This window comes from Desulfuromonas sp. CSMB_57 (assembly GCF_020194955.2).
Taxonomy (GTDB): domain Bacteria; phylum Desulfobacterota; class Desulfuromonadia; order Desulfuromonadales; family Syntrophotaleaceae; genus JAFCIY02.
The window spans coordinates 29,588-46,982 of sequence record NZ_JAFCIY020000001.1 but is presented as its reverse complement, the minus strand read 5'-3'; the positions used below and the strand labels follow the sequence as shown (position 1 = coordinate 46,982).

At 59.8% G+C, this 17,395-nt stretch carries 16 protein-coding genes; 2 read left to right on the top strand and 14 right to left on the bottom strand.

All coding sequences use genetic code 11. From position 1 onward, the window contains the following. Positions 1-7: 7 nt before the first annotated feature. Positions 8-820, bottom strand: a complete 813-nt coding sequence (gene proC, locus JQN68_RS00190) for a pyrroline-5-carboxylate reductase (RefSeq protein ID WP_225071124.1) — start codon at positions 818-820, stop codon at positions 8-10. A 27-nt stretch (positions 821-847) separates the two neighbouring features. Then, complete coding sequence (locus tag JQN68_RS00185; protein WP_225071123.1) at positions 848-3,085, bottom strand: methyl-accepting chemotaxis protein; 2,238 nt, start codon at positions 3,083-3,085, stop codon at positions 848-850. 384 nt (positions 3,086-3,469) lie between these two features. Between JQN68_RS00185 and mepK the strand changes: the two genes are divergently transcribed. Then, entirely contained in the window at positions 3,470-4,054 is a 585-nt protein-coding gene (mepK, locus tag JQN68_RS00180) for a peptidoglycan L,D-endopeptidase MepK (protein WP_225071122.1), read from the top strand. Positions 4,055-4,059: 5 nt separating this feature from the next. Next, the gene (locus tag JQN68_RS00175; RefSeq protein WP_225071121.1) at positions 4,060-4,314 is read left to right on the top strand and encodes a YfgJ family double zinc ribbon protein; all 255 of its coding nucleotides are present in this window, start codon (positions 4,060-4,062) and stop codon (positions 4,312-4,314) included. A 15-nt stretch (positions 4,315-4,329) separates the two neighbouring features. Here JQN68_RS00175 and JQN68_RS00170 read toward each other — a convergent pair whose 3' ends face one another. From JQN68_RS00170 to JQN68_RS00115, 12 genes are all read right to left on the bottom strand, one after another. Continuing rightward, a complete protein-coding gene (locus JQN68_RS00170; RefSeq protein ID WP_225071120.1) occupies positions 4,330-6,504 on the bottom strand; it encodes a heavy metal translocating P-type ATPase in 2,175 nt (724 codons plus the stop codon). A gap of 62 nt (positions 6,505-6,566) precedes the next feature. Further along, the gene (locus JQN68_RS00165) at positions 6,567-7,928 is read right to left on the bottom strand and encodes a heterodisulfide reductase-related iron-sulfur binding cluster (RefSeq protein ID WP_225071119.1); all 1,362 of its coding nucleotides are present in this window, start codon (positions 7,926-7,928) and stop codon (positions 6,567-6,569) included. 115 nt (positions 7,929-8,043) lie between these two features. After that, positions 8,044-8,457 carry an arsenate reductase ArsC gene (locus JQN68_RS00160; RefSeq protein ID WP_249620969.1) on the bottom strand — a complete coding sequence of 138 codons (414 nt, stop codon included), beginning with the start codon at positions 8,455-8,457 and terminating at the stop codon, positions 8,044-8,046. Positions 8,458-8,793: 336 nt separating this feature from the next. Beyond that, positions 8,794-9,117, bottom strand: a complete 324-nt coding sequence (locus tag JQN68_RS00155) for a carboxymuconolactone decarboxylase family protein (RefSeq protein WP_225071117.1) — start codon at positions 9,115-9,117, stop codon at positions 8,794-8,796. A 57-nt stretch (positions 9,118-9,174) separates the two neighbouring features. Continuing rightward, positions 9,175-9,408 (bottom strand): thioredoxin family protein, encoded by a 234-nt coding sequence (locus JQN68_RS00150; RefSeq protein ID WP_225071116.1) that lies wholly within the window; start codon positions 9,406-9,408, stop codon positions 9,175-9,177. Between the two features lie 34 nt (positions 9,409-9,442). Further along, positions 9,443-10,756, bottom strand: a complete 1,314-nt coding sequence (locus JQN68_RS00145; protein WP_225071115.1) for a permease — start codon at positions 10,754-10,756, stop codon at positions 9,443-9,445. Positions 10,757-10,872: 116 nt separating this feature from the next. Then, positions 10,873-11,163: an ArsR/SmtB family transcription factor gene (locus tag JQN68_RS00140; RefSeq protein ID WP_225071114.1), complete on the bottom strand. Its 291-nt coding sequence runs from the start codon at positions 11,161-11,163 to the stop codon at positions 10,873-10,875. Between the two features lie 132 nt (positions 11,164-11,295). Beyond that, on the bottom strand, positions 11,296-11,886 hold the full coding sequence (locus tag JQN68_RS00135) for a GTP-binding protein (protein WP_225071113.1): 591 nt from the start codon (positions 11,884-11,886) through the stop codon (positions 11,296-11,298). A 13-nt stretch (positions 11,887-11,899) separates the two neighbouring features. Further along, positions 11,900-12,397 (bottom strand): roadblock/LC7 domain-containing protein, encoded by a 498-nt coding sequence (locus JQN68_RS00130; RefSeq protein WP_283775307.1) that lies wholly within the window; start codon positions 12,395-12,397, stop codon positions 11,900-11,902. 180 nt (positions 12,398-12,577) lie between these two features. After that, a complete protein-coding gene (nifJ, locus tag JQN68_RS00125; RefSeq protein ID WP_225071112.1) occupies positions 12,578-16,159 on the bottom strand; it encodes a pyruvate:ferredoxin (flavodoxin) oxidoreductase in 3,582 nt (1,193 codons plus the stop codon). Positions 16,160-16,261: 102 nt separating this feature from the next. Next, the gene (gene recR, locus JQN68_RS00120; RefSeq protein ID WP_225071111.1) at positions 16,262-16,861 is read right to left on the bottom strand and encodes a recombination mediator RecR; all 600 of its coding nucleotides are present in this window, start codon (positions 16,859-16,861) and stop codon (positions 16,262-16,264) included. A 102-nt stretch (positions 16,862-16,963) separates the two neighbouring features. After that, on the bottom strand, positions 16,964-17,278 hold the full coding sequence (locus tag JQN68_RS00115) for a YbaB/EbfC family nucleoid-associated protein (protein WP_225071110.1): 315 nt from the start codon (positions 17,276-17,278) through the stop codon (positions 16,964-16,966). Between the last annotated feature and the right edge of the window lie 117 nt (positions 17,279-17,395).

The window sequence follows — 17,395 nt, the reverse complement described above, 5'->3', positions numbered from 1 at the left end:
GTCGCGGTTATTCCTTGCCCAATTCCCGGGAGCGCCTTGCAGCACCGGCAACGGCATTGATCAAGGCCGAGCGCAGACCCTGCTCCTCCAGCACCTTGACGGCCGCGATGGTGGTGCCGCCGGGCGAGCAGACGCGATCCCGCAGCAAGGCCGGATGCTCGCCGCTTTCCTGGACCAGACGGGCGGCACCGAGGACCGTCTGGGTCGCCAGGGCCAGGGCCTTGTCCATGGGCAGTCCTTCCAGCACGCCGCCGGCGGCCAACGCTTCGATCACCGTGTAGACATAGGCCGGCCCCGAACCGGAAAGGCCGGTCACCGCATCCATCTGGCTTTCACTGACGATATGCGCAACCCCCACACCCTTGAACAGTTCCAGGGCTGCGTCCAGATCATCAGAAGTGGCGAAACGGCCGGGGCAAAGGGCCGCCGCCCCGGCTCCGACCAGGGCCGGGGTATTGGGCATGACCCGCACCACATGGGGCGAACCGCTGAAATAGCCTTCCAGGGCACGGCTGGTCACCCCGGCGACAATGGACACGAGCAGGGCGTCATCCCGAAAAGCGCCGGCGATACCCGGCAGCACCACGGGCACAATCTGCGGCTTGATGGCCAGTACGATGAGGGTGCAATCCCGCGCCACCCCTTCATTCTCGGCACGGACCCCTACCCCGTAGCGCTCGGTCAGCAATGCCCGGCGATCGGTATCGGGCTCCGCCACCAGGATGTCCCGGGCCGCGCAACCGCCCTTGATGAGCCCCTTGATCAAGGCCTCGCCCATGTTGCCGCCGCCGATGAAGCCGATTTTGCCCTTTACGTTCATACTATGCCACCCCTGTATGGAAAAGTGTCAGGAATCCAGATCCGACGAACCCATCCCGTTCTTGTCTTTCTCCCCGGGCTTTTTCACCTCGGCCGAACCCTTGGGCTTTTTCTGCACGCCGGTGGACAGCAGCCGCGCCTGCAGTTCCGTCCACGCCGCCAGATTGTCCTGCTGGTAGCCTTTGAAGGTCGACAGCAGCTGTCGCAACCGCTGGGCGTGCCGGGACAAACTCTGGGCGGCTTCGGCGCTGGCCGCCGCATCGGCCCGCTGTTGATGGTTGGCCGACTCCGCAACGCCGCTACGGCTCTTGCTGGCCACGGCAATTTCCGTGGCCAAATCCGTGACCTTGCCGATGCCGGCCACGATATTGCGCAGAGCTGTCGCGGTCTGGTCCGCAATCTTGTCGGGACTGCCGGCCCCCGTCGCCCCTTCGATGAGTTCCGCCGTTTCCTTGGCAGTGCGGGCACTCCGCGCCGCCAGGCTGCGCACCTCTTCCGCCACCACGGCAAAACTTCTGCTTTCCTGGCCGGTTCTGGCCGCTTCGGCCGCGGCACTCAGAGTCAGCAGGTTGGTCTGGAAAGCAATCTCATCGATGACCTTGATCAATTGCGAAATGCTTTCCGCCGACGCGCTCATATCGGCGGCGCTGGGCGAACCCTCGCCGGCCTCGGCCACCGCAACCGGTTCGCCTTCCAGGGCGGAGGCTACTTTCAGGGCCCGTTCCGCCCGGCTCGGCTCGGCAGAGCCTTCCGAGACCGGCTCTCCGGCCGACTGTTCGGCACTGACCAGGGCGACCTGGTCGGCGATCCCCTGAATTTCCTGCACCAAATCATTGAGGGCCAGATTGGCCTTGGCCAGAGGTTTGGACAACAAGCCCTTGGCCTGAAAGGTAAAATCGCCCTGGGCCAGTTTTTCGAAAGCGGTCTGGATCTCCTCCTGCAGGTTATCGGCGAAAGAGTCCACCGCCCCGGCCATTTCGCCAATCTCGTCGTGCCGGTTGAGGTTCAGGCGCTTATCGAAACGGCCCTTCTGCAAACTGAGGATCATATCCGTGGTCTGTTTCAGCGGTTCGCGGATATTGCGGGCCAGCACCAGGCCCAGCACCACGGCCAGCAACAGAACCACCACCGCAACGGCGACCACCGAACGGACGATGAAGATCAGACCGCTGGCCACGGACTGCCGGGCATGGATCAAATCTTCCTCGTTGAAGGCAGCGACAATAACCCAGTCCCAGGGTTCATAATAGGTGATGGCCGCGATAACCGGCCGCGGGTCATCCTCGCCGATGCGGGGGGCCGTAAAACGCTCGAAATCGACGGGTATGGAAGTCTCGCTCTCCGTCTTCAGCTTGCGCCCCTTGGCAATGATATCCTGGATTATCTTGCGACCGTCGATGCTGTCCTGTTTTTCCCACAGGCTTTCACCGCGCAGGGCCGGATTGCGGCTGACCTGGATGCGGCCCTGCTGGGCTCCGGTGCCGCCGACCACGAACACCTCGCCGGTCTGGCCGACCGCCATGGTGCGGATGCCTTGACGCAGGCTGGGGACGTTTTCCTGTTTCTCGCCGAAATACAGCACGCCGACCACCCGCTGACGCTGCTGGTCCCAGAGGGGCTGATAGGCGGTGATATACCAGGTATTGACGACATAGGCGCGGCCGAAATAGGTTTCGCCGCGCAACACGGCGGCGATGACTTCGTTGGTGGTACCATCCGGAAGGGTATGGGGGATGAAGGTGCCGATGGCCCGGCTGCCGTCTTCCTGCAACACGTTGGTGGCCACCCGCAGCATATCGCCCTGTTCGTTCATGCGCTGGAAAACCGTGGCGGTGCCGCCCACCAGGCTCTTGACCTGATCGACCAGCGGCGTCGGCTGCTCGGCGGACTCGTTCTGGCCCAGCCATTGGTTGCCTACCAGCATTTTCGGCAGGGTGACGGACACGGCTTCCTGGGTAAACTGATTTATTGCCTGCCAGGTTACCGGTTCACTGCCGATGCGGAGGCCGCCCTTCTGCTGCAGCAATTCCTCGGCCACCAACAGGTTGTGGGACACCGTTTCCAGCACCGACTCCCGCATCACTTCGCACATCAGGTGAACGTTGCGGGCCACCTTGCCGGCTTCCTGGCGCGCCTGATCTTGAACGATCTCGCTGATGCGATTGCCGATGCGCTTTTCCTGAAACCGGGTGATGCCGACGATGGCCGTTGCGGTCAGCAGTACCAGCGCCACCCCCATGGCGGTAATCTTGCCCTGAATCTTCATGACCTGACTCCCCGAAGCATTCCAATGGCCGATGCGAAAGAACAGTCCGACGATAATCAGACTGACGGTTTATGTCAACTTGTAAGTGGTCGAAAAGGGAGCGAAAGGGGGAAAATTTAATCGTGCAAAAAGGCATCAAAGCGTGCCGACGGCAACCGGTTGCGACATGAACCCGGAGTCTGGCAACATCCCTCCCGCCCCCATCGCCATGAGGGCGTCGAGCCCTTGTTTGATACCCCAGAACATTGTTATATGAATTTAAGGTAAAAATGCTTGGGAATCGGTTCCTGATTTGCTATCCTGCACGACGAACTTGCCGAGCGAGCCCCCCGGCCCCGACAGGGCCGGACCAACCGACAACTTCCATGGAGACGCTTCAGCCAGATGGATACCAAATCGACTGGCGGCGGTCTTTCGCATTGCAATCTTGACCGTCGTTCTTTTTTGAAACTGGGCATGACCCTGGCCTGCGGACTGCTGGTGCCCTTTCCGGTCCGCGCCGCCATCAATGCATCCTCCTCCGCGACGCGGAGCATATCCCTCCGCAATACCCACACCGGAGAAAGCCTCGAAAAGGTGACCTACTTTGCCGAAGGCCAGTACCTGCCGGAGGCCCTGCGGGAAATCGATGTCCTGTTGCGCGATCATCGCAACGGAGAAATCCGGACCATCGATCCCAAACTGTACGATCAGCTTTTCGAACTGGGCCGGGCCATGGATCATGCCGGCCCCTTCGAAATCATCTCCGGCTACCGCTCCCCGGCCAGCAACAGCGAATTGCGCAATCAGTCACGGGGAGTGGCCAAGCGCAGCTTTCACCTCACCGGCCAGGCCGTCGACATCCGCCTGCCAGGAGTACAACTGGCGCAGTTGCGCCGTGCCGCCATCGCTCATCGCGCCGGCGGGGTCGGCTTTTATCCGTCCTCCGGCTTCGTCCACATCGACACCGGTCCCTTCAGAACCTGGTAAAAACCATGCTGCGACGAATTTGCCGCGATTGCGGTCGGGAGATGGTCAAGGAATTAACCCCGGAGGGCCCCAGATTTACCTGTCAAAGTGACGATGAGCACAGGCATTACGACGAACTTGACATGGAACCCTGCTGCCCGGTGTGCGGCGAACAACTCGAGTTTTGCGCCAAATGCGCCCAGGGATTTTTCTGCAACTGCTGCAAAATGATGGTCTCCAGCAAAAAGATTGAATGGAAAGCCCATCCCCAGGAAAGCTGACTCTTCGCCCCCCTCTCAATCGGCTCCCGAAATATTCAGCAGGCGCAGGCTGTTGAACACCACCAGCAAGGTTACCCCGGTGTCGGCGGCAATGGCCATCCACAGGGTCGCCAGACCGAACATGGTCAGGATGATGAACAGCAGTTTGAGGCCGAGGGCAAAACCGATGTTCTGCTGGATGTTTCGCAGCGTCCGGTGGGAATGCCTAATCAGCCATGGCAACTTGCCGAGATCGTCGGCCATGAGGGCGACATCGGCCGTTTCCAGGGCGGCATCGGTGCCCATGGCGCCCATGGCGATGCCGAAGGTCGCGGCGGCCATGGCCGGAGCATCATTGACGCCGTCGCCGACCATGGCCACGTGCTGGTGCTCGCGCACCAGGCGGCCGATAGCTTCCACCTTGTCTTCGGGCAGCAATTCGCAGCGATACTCATCGACCCCGGCTTGCGCGGCAATGGCCCGCGCCGTCCCCTCATTGTCGCCGGTCAGCATGACCACCTGCCCGACCCCGGCCTGACGAACTTTGGCCAGAATCTCCGGCACATTCGCCCGCAGGCGATCGGCGATGCTGATCAGCCCGCAGACATGCCGATCATTGCCCAGCGCGATGACCGTGTGCCCGGCATCCTCCAATTGTTCCGCCCGGGCATGTATCTCCGGAGTTTCCTGCCCCTTTTCGTGCATCAGCCGGTGGCTGCCGATCCAGAAGGTGCGACCATCGATGCTGCCCTCTCCGCCCTTGCCGGGCAGAGCCTGAAAATGCTCGGCCGGCACCACTTCGAGGCCCGCTTCCCGGGCCCTGCGCAGAATGGCCCGCGCCAAGGGATGCTCACTGGTGGCCTCCAAGGCTGCGGCGCGCGCCAACAGTTCCGCCTCGGTATGGCCGTTGAGGGGCACCATGACCTGGACTTCCGGCTGACCCTGGGTAAGGGTGCCGGTCTTGTCCATGGCCAGCACCCGCAGCCGGCCGGCCGCTTCCAGGTACAGCCCGCCTTTGATGAGCACTCCGTTGCGGGCCGAAGCGGTCAGGGCGGAAACGATGCTCACCGGCGTGGAGATGACCAGGGCACAGGGACAGGCGATGACCAGGATAACCAGGCCGCGATAGATTCCCTCCGACCAGCTGGCCGCCGTCAGCAGGGGCAGCAGCAGGGTGGTGGCGATGGCCAGGCCGATCATGGACGGTGTATAGTAGATGGAAAAACGGTCGACCCACTGCTGGCTGCGCGCGCGTCGAGACTGTGCGCTTTCCACCATGTGAATGATGCGCGCCAGGGTGGTGTCGTTGGCAGCCCGGGTAGTGCGGAATTCCAGTACCCCTTCCTGGTTGATGGTCCCGGCATAGACCTCATCGCCGGGTTGTTTGAAAACCGGCATGGACTCACCGGTAATGGGCGCCTGGTTCACGGCGGAGGTACCCTTGACGATTTCTCCGTCCAGGGGGATCTTCTCGCCGGGGCGAACCTGGACGATAGCGCCCAAAGGCACTTCCGCCACAGGCTTTTCGTGGTAGCCACCATGGCCGCCGCAGAAATAGCGGGCCGTGGGCGGGGTCAGGTCGAGGAGCGCGCCGATGGCATTGCGGGCCCGCTCGACGCTCCAGTGTTCCAGCAGCAGGGACAGGGCAAACAGAAAGGATACCGTCGCCGCCTCGAACAGTTCACCGATGAGAATGGCGCCGATGACGGCCACGATCATAAGAAAATTCATGTCCGGCCGCAGGCGCCGGGCCGCCTGCAGAGCCTTGGGGAACACATACCAGGCGCCGCAGACCACAGCCCCGAGATACAGCAGAACCACCGGTCGCGGCAACACGTGCTCACCGGGATGGACGCCGGCAAAAGCATCCAGCAGGCTGCCGTGCAGCACCCAGTGGGTGATGAACGCCGCCAGTAGCAACCCACCGCTGGCGCTGGTCATGACCAACCGGCCGTGCCGTTCCCAAAAAGGACCCTCGGCGGGAGCATGACGCAATTCCCAAGGGGAAGCTTTCATGCCGGTGCCGTTCACCGCGGCGGCGATTTCCGGAGCGGAGATGGCATCGGGGTCAAATTCCACGCTCATGCGGCCGTTGATCACATCGAATTCCAGATCGATGATGCCCGGCTTGCCGCCCACCTCCCGCCGTAGAATCGCCACCTCTTCCGAACAATCCAGACCTAGAACGCGATACTCGATACGCCGTGCCATGATTTTTCTCCCGGGCGAATGCAGCCTTCCTGCAAAAATTCTCTCTCCGCCCGGGGCCCTTGTCAATCCGCCCGCGACGGCTCATGGGGCCTTGCTGTTGATTCACACCCATAGGCCCGCGCCAGAATTTCCAAAGGATGGAACACCGGATAGGGCAGGCAATGGTTGAATTGCAGCCGGCAACTGATGCAGTCTGTGACGATGGCCTGCGGGTTGCGCGCGCGGATCTTGGTCATCAGCGGCCCTCCCAAGTCCAGGGATTTCTGATGGAAATGCTCCTTGTAGCCGAACACCCCGCCCATGCCGCAACAGTCGTATTCGCCGCCGACCGGGTCGATCTGCAGCTCCGGAATCAACTTCATCAAATCCAGATAAGGCCGGCCCATCTTCTGCTCCCGTAGGTGGCAGGGCGCAAAATAGACCATGCGCTCGGGCAGGGGCACGAAGTCCGTGGCCAGACGCCCTACGGCATGGAGGCGTGTGAGATAAAACCCGAAATCCATAAGCCGATCGGACAGCAGGATGCGGTCCATGGGTTCGATGGAGGAAAAAAAACCGTCGTCCTGAAGGGTTCGGTGGTACATGTTCTTTTTGAGAATCCAAAACTGGTTCTCGCCCTTTTCCGGGGCAGGAACCTTCAGTTCGCCCTCGGCGGCATCGACGGATTGCTGATAGGCATCGGAATAATAGGCCCGCTCCCTCAGCAGTCGCTTCAGAAAAAATCCGCAGGTGGGACAGGAATAAACCAGGTCGTCCCCGGCGTGTGCTGCCTGGAGCAACTGTTTCAGGTTGGCGCCGGCCAGTTCCAGGGTCCGCTCCCGGTCCCCTTCCACCAGAAAGGGCATGCCGCAACACTGTTGCGGCGGTACATGGACGGGTATGCCGTTGTGCAGCAGAATCTCCACCGCACCGCGCGCCACCTCCGGGAACAGATAGCCGGCCGTACAGCCGGCGAAATAGGTGACCCGCGGGCTGCCTTCCGGGCGACGATTCAGCCCCTTTTGCTCCGCCCACTGGAAAAAGTTTTCCTTGGGGAAGGAAGGCAGTTCCCGATCGGGATGGATGCGCATGACTTTGCGCAGCAGCGGTCCCAGGACGCTGTTGGACTGCAGGATTTTGAGCAGACGGGGAAAGGTGCCGCACAGGCGGGCCATGCGCGGCACATCATTGAGCATTCGGGTCGCAAAGGGCATCCCCTCCTGCTCGATGTAGCGGCTTTTCGCCTCCATCACATCCATGGGAATTTTGGGGCAGGGACACAAACCGCAGAGGGTACAGAGCTCGGCCAGGTACCGGAGCTGTGCCTCGGTGATGGGCTTTTTCTCCTCCTGCTCCTGGTCCCAGAGCCGATATAGCTCGATGAAAAACGCGCAATCCTCCTCCATCATGGTGCGACAGGTATCGCAGTCGGCACACAGGCTCATGACGTCTCGGAGAATTGCTTGCGGCGTCCGCTGTTTTGGGTCACCGGAATGGCTCATTGCTTCCTCTTTCATATCTTGGCGTCTGCAATCTGCGCAGAAAAGGGGGTCGGATTTTTCAGCGCCCCGACAGTTCTCTTTGGAAAAAGCCCCCCAACTGCTCCCGAATTTCATCCCGCACCCGGCGATAGACATCCAGCACTTCTTCGGGAGTCCCTTGCGCCTTGGGCGGATCGTCGAAGCCCATGTGGAGCCGTTTCACGCCGCCGAAAAACAGCGGACATTTCTCGTTGGCGTCCCCGCAGAGGGTGATGACGTAGTCGAAATTCCGGCCATCGAAGCGGCTGATATGGTCCGAAGTCTGCCGGCTGATATCGATGCCGAGTTCGGCCATCACCTGCACCGCGGTGGGATTGAGGCCATGGGGTTCCGTCCCCGCTGAAAAGGCTTCGATTTTCCCTGCGAAATCAGCATTGATGAGGCCTTCGGCCATCTGGCTGCGGCAGGAGTTGCCGGTGCATAGAAACAGCACTCTTTTCACGGTACCTCGCACATTCAAAAGGTTATCCAAAAGGTCGGGGGGCCGAAATCCCTTGCCCCGGTCTTCATGTCGACGCAGGTGTTGCGGCTAAAATAGCCACACAAAACATGCCGAAAACAAAAACACCCTCCCATCCTTATATCCGGATTTTTGAATTTATTCAATGCTGAATTTTTCCCCGCCCGTTGTGGACCTTGCTCAAGGCATTGCAACCGCCCATGCCTCACGGGCAGCTGAACCAGGCGTGTCTGCCACGGACAAAGATGGCACGCCATTGAAGGGAGGCGCACCTAAGAGCGCCTCCCTCCTGTGCTGCCTTATGCGGGTTTAGGTCGGGCACCCGCAATCGACGTTACCGGCCACGATTTCCTTCCAGTCATCCAGAATCCAATGGGTCCAGCAGTCGTCGGCCCCGGCCGCTTCGCGCATCACCAGGGCGAAGATGTAGGACAGTTCCTTGACCGTGGCGCCGGCCTCCAGCGCGCCTTTGAAGTGTTTCAGCACGCAGGGCTTTGAACGCGCCTTGATGGAAACCGCGAAGCAGATGAACTGATAGGTTTTCTCATCGATGGTGCGCTTCTGCGTATAAAGCTCATCCATCTTGTCCAGCAGTTCGGTAAACTCCGGAAAAAACTCGGCCAGCATTCTCATGTTCCGCTCCTTTCACGATCAACGAGTTCAGTTCGAAAAGGTCCCGATCTAGCGGGCTTACGCGATATATTTTTTCAGTTCCTCAGGGTCCGGCACCTTGCCGACCAGCTTGACATCGCCATCCACCGCCAGAGCCGGCGTCAACATGACGCCGAAACCAGCAATCTCATTGATGTCCGTCACCTTGATCAACTCATATTCGATGCCCAGTTCGTCCGCCGCCTGGCGGGTGTTTTCCGCCAATTTCTTGCACTTCGGGCATCCCGTGCCCAGGATCTGCAGCTTCTTCATCCACTCAATCCTTTCCTTCGCATGGTTGGTAGGCCTATCCCATAATCGTGCCGAAAATCAACCCGCTGATGGTTGCCATGACCACCACCAGCGAGACAAAAACTATTGTTTTTTGCGTTCCCATGATGCTGCGGATGACCAGCATGTTGGGCAGGCTCAAGGCCGGTCCGGCCAGCAACAGGGCCAGAGCCGGGCCCTGGCCCATGCCGGCGCCCAATAATCCCTGCAGAATGGGCACCTCGGTAAGGGTGGCAAAATACATGAATGCGCCGGCCACAGAAGCAAACAGGTTGGCCCAAAGGGAGTTGCCGCCCACGGCCCCGGCCACCCAGGCGCTGGGAATCAGCCCCTCATAACCGGGGCGCCCGAGCAGCACCCCCGAAATCAAGACGCCGATGAGCAGCAGGGGCAGGATCTGCTTGGCGAATCCCCAGGTTGCCGAAAACCAGTCGTCCATCTCGCCGGACTCGGTGTTGGTCAACACCGAAAGTCCCAGCACACCGGCGACAAAAGGCACCACCGGCCACTGCGGCAACAGCAGCGCCAAGACCGCCACCGGCAGCGCCGCCATAGCCACCTTCCACCAGGCCACACTGAACCAGCGCACCAACATCACCCCCAGAGCCATGCCGAACAGGGCGGTTACCTGCCATTTGGCGCTGAAAATAGCATGCCACAGGCCTTCCTGAACAGCCGGACGACCCCAGTTGGCAAACACCAGAATGCCGACCATGGAGGCGAAGTACAAGGCATTCTGCCACAGGGGCCGGGCCACTTCCGGTTCGGGCAGGTCCGCCTGGGCCTTGACCTTGTCCATTTCTTCGCGACGGTAGATGACGTGCATGGCCAGGCCGATAATGATGCTGAACACCACCGCGCCAAGGGCGCGGGCAATGCCCAACTCCGGCCCAAGGACCCGCGCCGTCAGCACAATGGCCAGAACGTTGATGGCCGGTCCCGAATAGAGAAAGGCCGTCGCCGGCCCCAAGCCCGCGCCCATGCGATAGATACCCGCGAACAGGGGAAGAATGGTACAGGAGCAGACCGCCAATACCGAACCGGAGACGGAAGCGACCCCGTAGGCCAACACCTTGTTGGCCCGGGCACCGAGATATTTCATGACCGCGGCCTGGCTGACGAAAACCGCCACCGCACCGGCAATGAAAAACGCCGGAACCAGGCACAGCAATACGTGCTCGCGGGCATAATCCTGCAACAGGTAGAAGGATTCCCAAACCGCATTCTGCAGGCGCTCACTGCCTTTTAGAAAATCCACCGGCAAGTAATAGCAGGCCAAAAATATCGCCACAATCGCCGCCAGCGGTTTCCACTCCTTGGTCCATTTCATCTTTTCGTCCCCTTGTGGTAATTGGCACTACGCAAGCGAAGACACCTCATCCGCATCTCCCAACTGAACCGGACATCGCCCGGGAGGGTTCGAATCAGGCTTCGGCAGATGCTGGTTCACTGCTGCTTAAGCGTTTCAAAACAGTCGAAAAAACCCAGGATACACCGCGCCCGCAAACGGTAGAAAACCTGGTTGCCGCGCTTTTCATCCTGAACGATACCGGCATTTTTCAGCACCGACAGATGGCGGGACACCGTTGACATGTCGGCTTCGATAAGGCTGGTCAGTTCGCAGACGCACTGTTCCCCACGGGCGAGTTCTTCAATGATGAAGATGCGCGTCGGATGAGCCATGGCCTTCAACAGTCTGGCGCGGAATTCAAGTTTTTGACGACGATCGGCCAACATGGCATGCCTCCTTTGCTTGCGTATTTGCATTTTTTGCCAAATACGCAATAACTGTCAAGAAAAAAAACCCGTCAGTCAATTCGACGGGTTTTTGAATCTGCATGAAACGCAGCCTAAAGGGTCAAAGCCAACTTAGCGCCGCCCCTTTTTGAGTTCGATGAGGATCTGCTTGGCCACGGCTTTCAGGGTTTCGAACACCCCTTCTCCGGTCAGGGCACAGGCTTCGAAGTCCGGCACCTCGGTGGGATTCAGCAGTCCACGCAACTCGGCCACTTCCGTCAGATTGGGCAGATCCCGTTTGTTGTACTGGATGACATAGGGCAACTTCTCCAACTGGTAGCCCTGTTCCTCCAGATTATCTTTCAGATTTTCCAGGCTCTCGACATTGGCGTCGAGGCGATCATGTTGGGAGTCGGCCACGAACACCACGCCATCCACCCCTTTCAGGATAAGCTTGCGTGACGCATCGTAAAACACCTGACCGGGCACCGTATAGAGATGAAAACGGGTTTTGAAGCCGCGGATGTCGCCAAGGGCCAAGGGCAGAAAGTCGAAAAACAGGGTACGCTCGGTTTCCGTCGCCAGAGAAATCATCTTGCCCCGCGACTCCGGCGCGGTCCGCTGGTAGATGGTTTGCAGATTGGTCGTCTTGCCGCACAGGCCGGGCCCGTAATAGACGATCTTGCAATTGATTTCGCGCGACGCGTAATTGATGAAAGCCATGCCCGCCTTCCCGTCACCGGAACAGGTTGTCGATGTCGTCGTCGGTGATTTCCGCGAAGGGATTATGCGGACTCACGCCCGCCCCTTCGGCCGTCAGCCTGTGGTCCATGTCCTCAAAGATGCGGGCGAACTCCTCGCTGCCCTTTTTCACCCGCAGTCGCACCAGGCCGAGAGAACTGCGCTGATCGAAAATCACCACCAGAATAATCCGCCCGCCCACGATGGAGATGTGGATATTGTCCTTCTCTCCTTCATGAAACAGGATGGAAAACTCCTTCTCTCCGATCAGCTTGGCCAAGCCGCCGGTAGCCGCGATATTGCCGGCCGTCAGGGAGGCAAGGCTGGTGGTATCCAGATGTTCGGTTTCCCCCGTCGCCGCCATCAACTGCCCGTTGCGGTCAACAAGAAAAACCGCTTTGGCGTTGGAATCGCGCAACAGTTTTTCGGCGATGGTCACGATGCGCTGATGCTCTTCATCATACATGACCAGCGATGACTGAATACCGAACATGCCATTTCTCCTGGAAAAAGGTCCTTTGCCAAGCGCTTATATAACATCATTAACGGCAAGGTTCAAGCCTTAGAGTTTTTTTGCCTTACAGACAAGTGTCGTCAATACGCTTGCAGCCCTGCTCCCATAAATAGAAAAACCTTCCCGGCACCTAGTGCCGGGAAGGTTTTGGGTCGCAGCTTACGATTTGCTGCCGCAATCGGCGGGCAGGTCGGCCAGCTTTCGATATAGGTCGAAACGCTGAACCGTTTCCCGCCCGGCCGTTTCCAGCAACTGGTCGGCAATTTCGGGCTGCAGCTTTTTCAACACCCGGAAGCGGTTTTCGCTGTTGGCAAAATCGGCGTAATCCAGGGTCAGTTCGCGGCTGTCGAGCTGCAGGGGATTTTTCCCCTGCGCGGCCAGACGCGGATCGTAGCGGAACAGGGGCCAGTGCCCGCAGGCCACGGCCTTCTTGCATTGATCCACCGCCTCGGTCATGCGAATGCCATGGGCGATGCAGTGGGAATAGGCCAGGATCAGGGACGGCCCATCATAGGATTCGGCTTCCAGGAAGGCCTTCACCACCTGGGTCGGATTGGCCAGGGAAACCTTCGCGACATAGATGTTGCCGTAGGTCATGGCGATCATGCCGAGGTCCTTTTTGCCCATGCGTTTGCCACCGGCAGCGAACTGAGCCACCGCCCCAAGTGGGGTCGCCTTGCTCGCCTGACCACCGGTATTGGAATACACCTCGGTATCCAGCACCAGGGCATTGACATTGCGCCCGGAGGCGAGCACGTGGTCAAGGCCGCCGTAGCCGATATCGTAGGCCCAGCCGTCGCCGCCGATCATCCAGACGGACTTTTCGACCAGGTAATCGGCCACCGACAGCAGGTCCTTGCCCACCGGATTATCGCACTGTTCAAGCAGTCCCTTGAGCTGCGTCACCCTCTGCCGCTGGGCCTCGATGGCTTCCTGGGTCGACTGGTCGGCCCCTTTAATCGCCGCCATCAACCCCTTGGCCTCGCTGCAACCTTCGCTGGCGCAAGCCATGAGCTTGTCCAGCAATTCCAGGGCATATTGCTTGAATTTATCCACCCCAAGGCGCAGGCCATAGCCGAACTCGGCGCAATCCTCGAACAGGGAGTTGTTCCAGGTCGGGCCGAGGCCGTCCTTGCGTACCGTCCAGGGCGTAGTCGGCAGATTGCCGCCGTAGATGGACGAGCAACCGGTGGCGTTGGCCATCATCAGCCGATCCCCGAACAACTGGGACAGCAGTTTGACAAAGGGCGTTTCACCGCAGCCGGCACAAGCACCGGAAAACTCGAACATGGGCGGCAACAACTGGCTGCCCTTGACCGTCTGGCGCGCGATGAGGGCGGGATCGGGATCGGGCAGATCCAGGAAAAACTTCCAGTTTTCCGCTTCCTGCTCGCGCAGGGGCACCTGGAATGCCATGTTGATGGCTTTATGGCTTGGATCTTCCTTGCTTTTGGCCGGGCAATTGTGCACGCAGGCGCCGCAACCGGTGCAGTCTTCCGGCGCCACCTGCAGGCTGAACCGCTTGCCGGCCACTTCCTTGCCCCGAGCATCACAATGCTTGAAGGTTGCCGGCGCGCCCTCGAGGGCCGCGGCATCGTAAATCTTCATGCGGATGGTGGCGTGCGGACAGACGAAGGAGCAGATGCCGCACTGGATGCACAGCTCCGGTTCCCATACCGGGATATCGATGGCGATGTTGCGCCGCTCGTACTGGGAAGTGGCCACCGGGAAGGTGCCGTCCACGGGCATGGCCGAAACCGGCAGGCCATCGCCGCGGCCGGCGATAATCTCGGCCAGCACCTGCTGCACGAACTCCGGCGCCTCGGCCGGCACCGGCGGCTTCATGCCGATGGTGCTGTCGGCCCGGCCCGGCACCGGCACTTCCACCAGGTTGGCCAAGGCCGCTTCGACGGCCTGGTAGTTCATGTTCACCACCCGCTCGCCACGCTTGCCGTAGCTGGCGACAATGGCCTTTTTGATCTGGCTCACCGCCTCATCGATGGAGATGATTTTGGAAATGGCGAAAAACGCCGTCTGCATGATGACGTTGATGCGGGGCCCGAGGCCGATCTCGTTGCCGAGCCGGACGCCGTCGATGACATAGAACTTGAGTTGCTTGTCGATGATCGCCTGCTGAACCTCCAGCGGCAGTTGCTGCCAGACCTCGTCCTTGCCGAAGGGGCTGTTGAGCAGGAAGGTTGCACCGGGCTTGGCCTTGCCCAGCATGTTGTACTTCTCCAGAAAGGAGAAGTTGTGGCAGGCGACGAAGTCGGCACTGTCGATCAGATAAGGCGACCGAATGTCCTGGTGGCCGAAACGCAGATGGGACGTGGTGATGGTGCCGGCTTTCTTGGAATCGTAGACGAAATAAGCCTGGACATTGTTGTCCGTCGTTTCGCCGATGATTTTGATGGAGTTCTTGTTGGCGCCGACGGTACCGTCGGACCCCAGACCGAAGAAAACCGCCGAATAGACCCGGCTGGGAATCTTGAAGTCGGCAGCCCAAGTCAGGCTGGTGCCGGTCACGTCATCGACGATGCCGACGGTGAAATGATTTTTCGGCCGCTGTTCGGACAGATTGTCGAAAATCGCCTTGACCATGGCCGGGGAGAATTCCTTGGAACCCAGGCCGTAGCGGCCGCCGACGATGGTCGGGTACTCGGCCAGATTCACCAGGCCATCGCTCATGGCCTCGCCGATGGCGGTGCGTATCGCCTGGTACAGAGGCTCGCCGAGGGAACCCGGTTCCTTGGTGCGGTCCAGCACCGCGATACGCTTCACCGTGGCCGGCAGGGCGCGGGCGAAGCTCTCGACGGGGAACGGCAGGAACAGGCGGATTTTGAGCAGGCCGACCTTCTCGCCCTGCTGCACCAGATACTCGACCAGTTCATGAACCGTATCGGTGCCCGAGCCCATAATCACGATGACCCGCTCGGCATCCGGAGCCCCCACGTAGTCCACCAGGTTGTACTGGCGGCCAACGCGTTTGGCGAACTTGTCCATCTGCGCCTGCAGGATGGCCGGCACCTTGTCGTAGTAGGGATTGACCGACTCGCGACCCTGGAAATAGACGTCGGGGTTCTGGGAGGTACCGCGAATTTTCGGCCGTTCCGGCGACAGGGCGCGATAACGGTGAGCCCGTACCAACTCGTCGTCAACCATGTGCCGCATGTCGTCGAAGGTCAGTTCTTCGACCTTCTGAACTTCATGGGAAGTCCGGAAGCCATCAAAAAAGTGCAGGAACGGCACCCTCGACTCCAGGGTGGCAGCCTGGGCGATGAGGGCAAAATCCATGACTTCCTGGACGTTGTTGGAAGCCAGCATGGCCCAACCGGTGGAACGACAGGCCATGACGTCCGAATGATCACCGAAAATGGACAGGGCCTGACAGGCCAGGGCCCGCGCCGACACATGAAAGACCGTCGGTGTCAGCTCACCGGCGATCTTGAACATGTTGGGGATCATCAGCAGCAGCCCCTGGGAAGCGGTAAAGGTGGTGGTCAGCGCACCGGCCTGCAAGGCCCCATGCACCGCGCCGGCGGCGCCGCCTTCGGACTGCAGTTCCACGACGTCGGGCACCGTCCCCCAGATGTTGACTTCACCGGCGGCGCTTTTGGCATCGGAGATTTCACCCATGTTGGACGAAGGTGTAATCGGGTAGATGGCAATAACCTCGTTGGTCGCATGCGCCACATGGGCGGCAGCGGTATTGCCGTCAATGGTTACCATCTTACGTGACATTGTTTGCCTCCTTGATTTTCCTTGATTTATATAACGATTGTTCTGACCGACAATAGTTAGCATCCATATTTTTTGGGCAGGGAGGTCAGGCGAAACACCGCCTCAAAGGTCCTGCCGTCCTTCCACGGCGCGATTGACCGTCGCTTCATCGACATATTCGAGGTCGCTGCCCATGGGAATGCCGTGGGCCAACCGGGTCACCCGAATGCCCATGGGGCGAATCACTTGCGCCAGATAGAGGGCCGTGGCCTCCCCCTCGACATCAAAATTCGTCGCCAGCAGCACCTCCCGGACCGTGCCCTCCTGTAACCGGGCCAACAATTCGGGGATTTTCAACTCGTCGGGACCGATTCCGTCCAGGGGCGACAGGGCGCCATGCAGAACATGATAGCGGCCGCGAAAAGAACCGCTGCGCTCGATGGCAAACAGATCCTGGCATTCCTCCACCACGCATAATTGATGGTCCTGGCGTCCCGGATCCGTACACAAAGGGCAGGGATCGGTTTCGGTAAAATGGAAACAGCGCGAGCAAAACCGGGTTCGCTCCTTGAGCTCGCGAATGGCCTCGGCCAGCGCCAGGGCTTCCTGGTCCGATTGTCGCAGAACAAACAGAGCCAGCCGGGTGGCCGTCTTGCGACCGACCCCCGGCAGCTTGGCAAACTCCGTTACCAATCGCGTAAACGATGGGGTAAATTTTACCATGAGACCCTAAATAATTTCAAACATTTTTGAAATACCGTTCTATTCTTTTTTCGGGATAAAAAATTTTTTTTACCCTCGAAGAAACTTTTCTTCGACCCGGCCTCACATAAGGCCGGGGATGTTCAATCCGCCGGTGATTTTGGCCATCTCCTGCTGCATCATATCCTGGCTCTTGCGGAGCGCTTCGTTGACGGCCGCCAGCACCAGATCCTGCAGCATTTCGACATCCTCGGGATCCACCACGCTGCGCTCAATCCGCAGGGATACCAACTGCTGTCGGCCGTTGGCAACCGCGGTTACCATGCCGCCGCCGGCTGAAGCCTCCACCTCGCGTTCGGCCAACTCCTGCTGCATACGTTCCATTTTCTGCTGCATGAGCTGCGCCTGTTTCATGATATTGCCCAACCCCTTAGCCATTTATCAACCTCCGTGCCATGCGATGGCAATTTTTGGAAAAAATTCAATTCCGGTGAAATTATCTCCCCCGGGAGTTGCCGCTACCAAAGACTCTTGGCAAATCACCCCATTGGAGTC

Excerpts from the sequence above, each read along its gene's own strand:
- JQN68_RS00155 (WP_225071117.1), bottom strand. The coding sequence starts at position 9,117 with ATGAGAATGCTGGCCGAGTTTTTTCCGGAGTTTACCGAACTGCTGGAC.
- JQN68_RS00145 (WP_225071115.1), bottom strand. The coding sequence starts at position 10,756 with ATGAAATGGACCAAGGAGTGGAAACCGCTGGCGGCGATTGTGGCGATA.
- JQN68_RS00150 (WP_225071116.1), bottom strand. The coding sequence starts at position 9,408 with ATGAAGAAGCTGCAGATCCTGGGCACGGGATGCCCGAAGTGCAAGAAA.
- nifJ (WP_225071112.1), bottom strand. The coding sequence starts at position 16,159 with ATGTCACGTAAGATGGTAACCATTGACGGCAATACCGCTGCCGCCCAT.
- proC (WP_225071124.1), bottom strand. The coding sequence starts at position 820 with ATGAACGTAAAGGGCAAAATCGGCTTCATCGGCGGCGGCAACATGGGC.
- recR (WP_225071111.1), bottom strand. The coding sequence starts at position 16,861 with ATGGTAAAATTTACCCCATCGTTTACGCGATTGGTAACGGAGTTTGCC.
- JQN68_RS00175 (WP_225071121.1), top strand. The coding sequence starts at position 4,060 with ATGCTGCGACGAATTTGCCGCGATTGCGGTCGGGAGATGGTCAAGGAA.
- JQN68_RS00165 (WP_225071119.1), bottom strand. The coding sequence starts at position 7,928 with ATGAGCCTGTGTGCCGACTGCGATACCTGTCGCACCATGATGGAGGAG.
- JQN68_RS00170 (WP_225071120.1), bottom strand. The coding sequence starts at position 6,504 with ATGGCACGGCGTATCGAGTATCGCGTTCTAGGTCTGGATTGTTCGGAA.
- JQN68_RS00115 (WP_225071110.1), bottom strand. The coding sequence starts at position 17,278 with ATGGCTAAGGGGTTGGGCAATATCATGAAACAGGCGCAGCTCATGCAG.
- JQN68_RS00130 (WP_283775307.1), bottom strand. The coding sequence starts at position 12,397 with ATGTTCGGTATTCAGTCATCGCTGGTCATGTATGATGAAGAGCATCAG.
- JQN68_RS00140 (WP_225071114.1), bottom strand. The coding sequence starts at position 11,163 with ATGTTGGCCGATCGTCGTCAAAAACTTGAATTCCGCGCCAGACTGTTG.
- JQN68_RS00185 (WP_225071123.1), bottom strand. The coding sequence starts at position 3,085 with ATGAAGATTCAGGGCAAGATTACCGCCATGGGGGTGGCGCTGGTACTG.
- mepK (WP_225071122.1), top strand. The coding sequence starts at position 3,470 with ATGGATACCAAATCGACTGGCGGCGGTCTTTCGCATTGCAATCTTGAC.
- JQN68_RS00135 (WP_225071113.1), bottom strand. The coding sequence starts at position 11,886 with ATGGCTTTCATCAATTACGCGTCGCGCGAAATCAATTGCAAGATCGTC.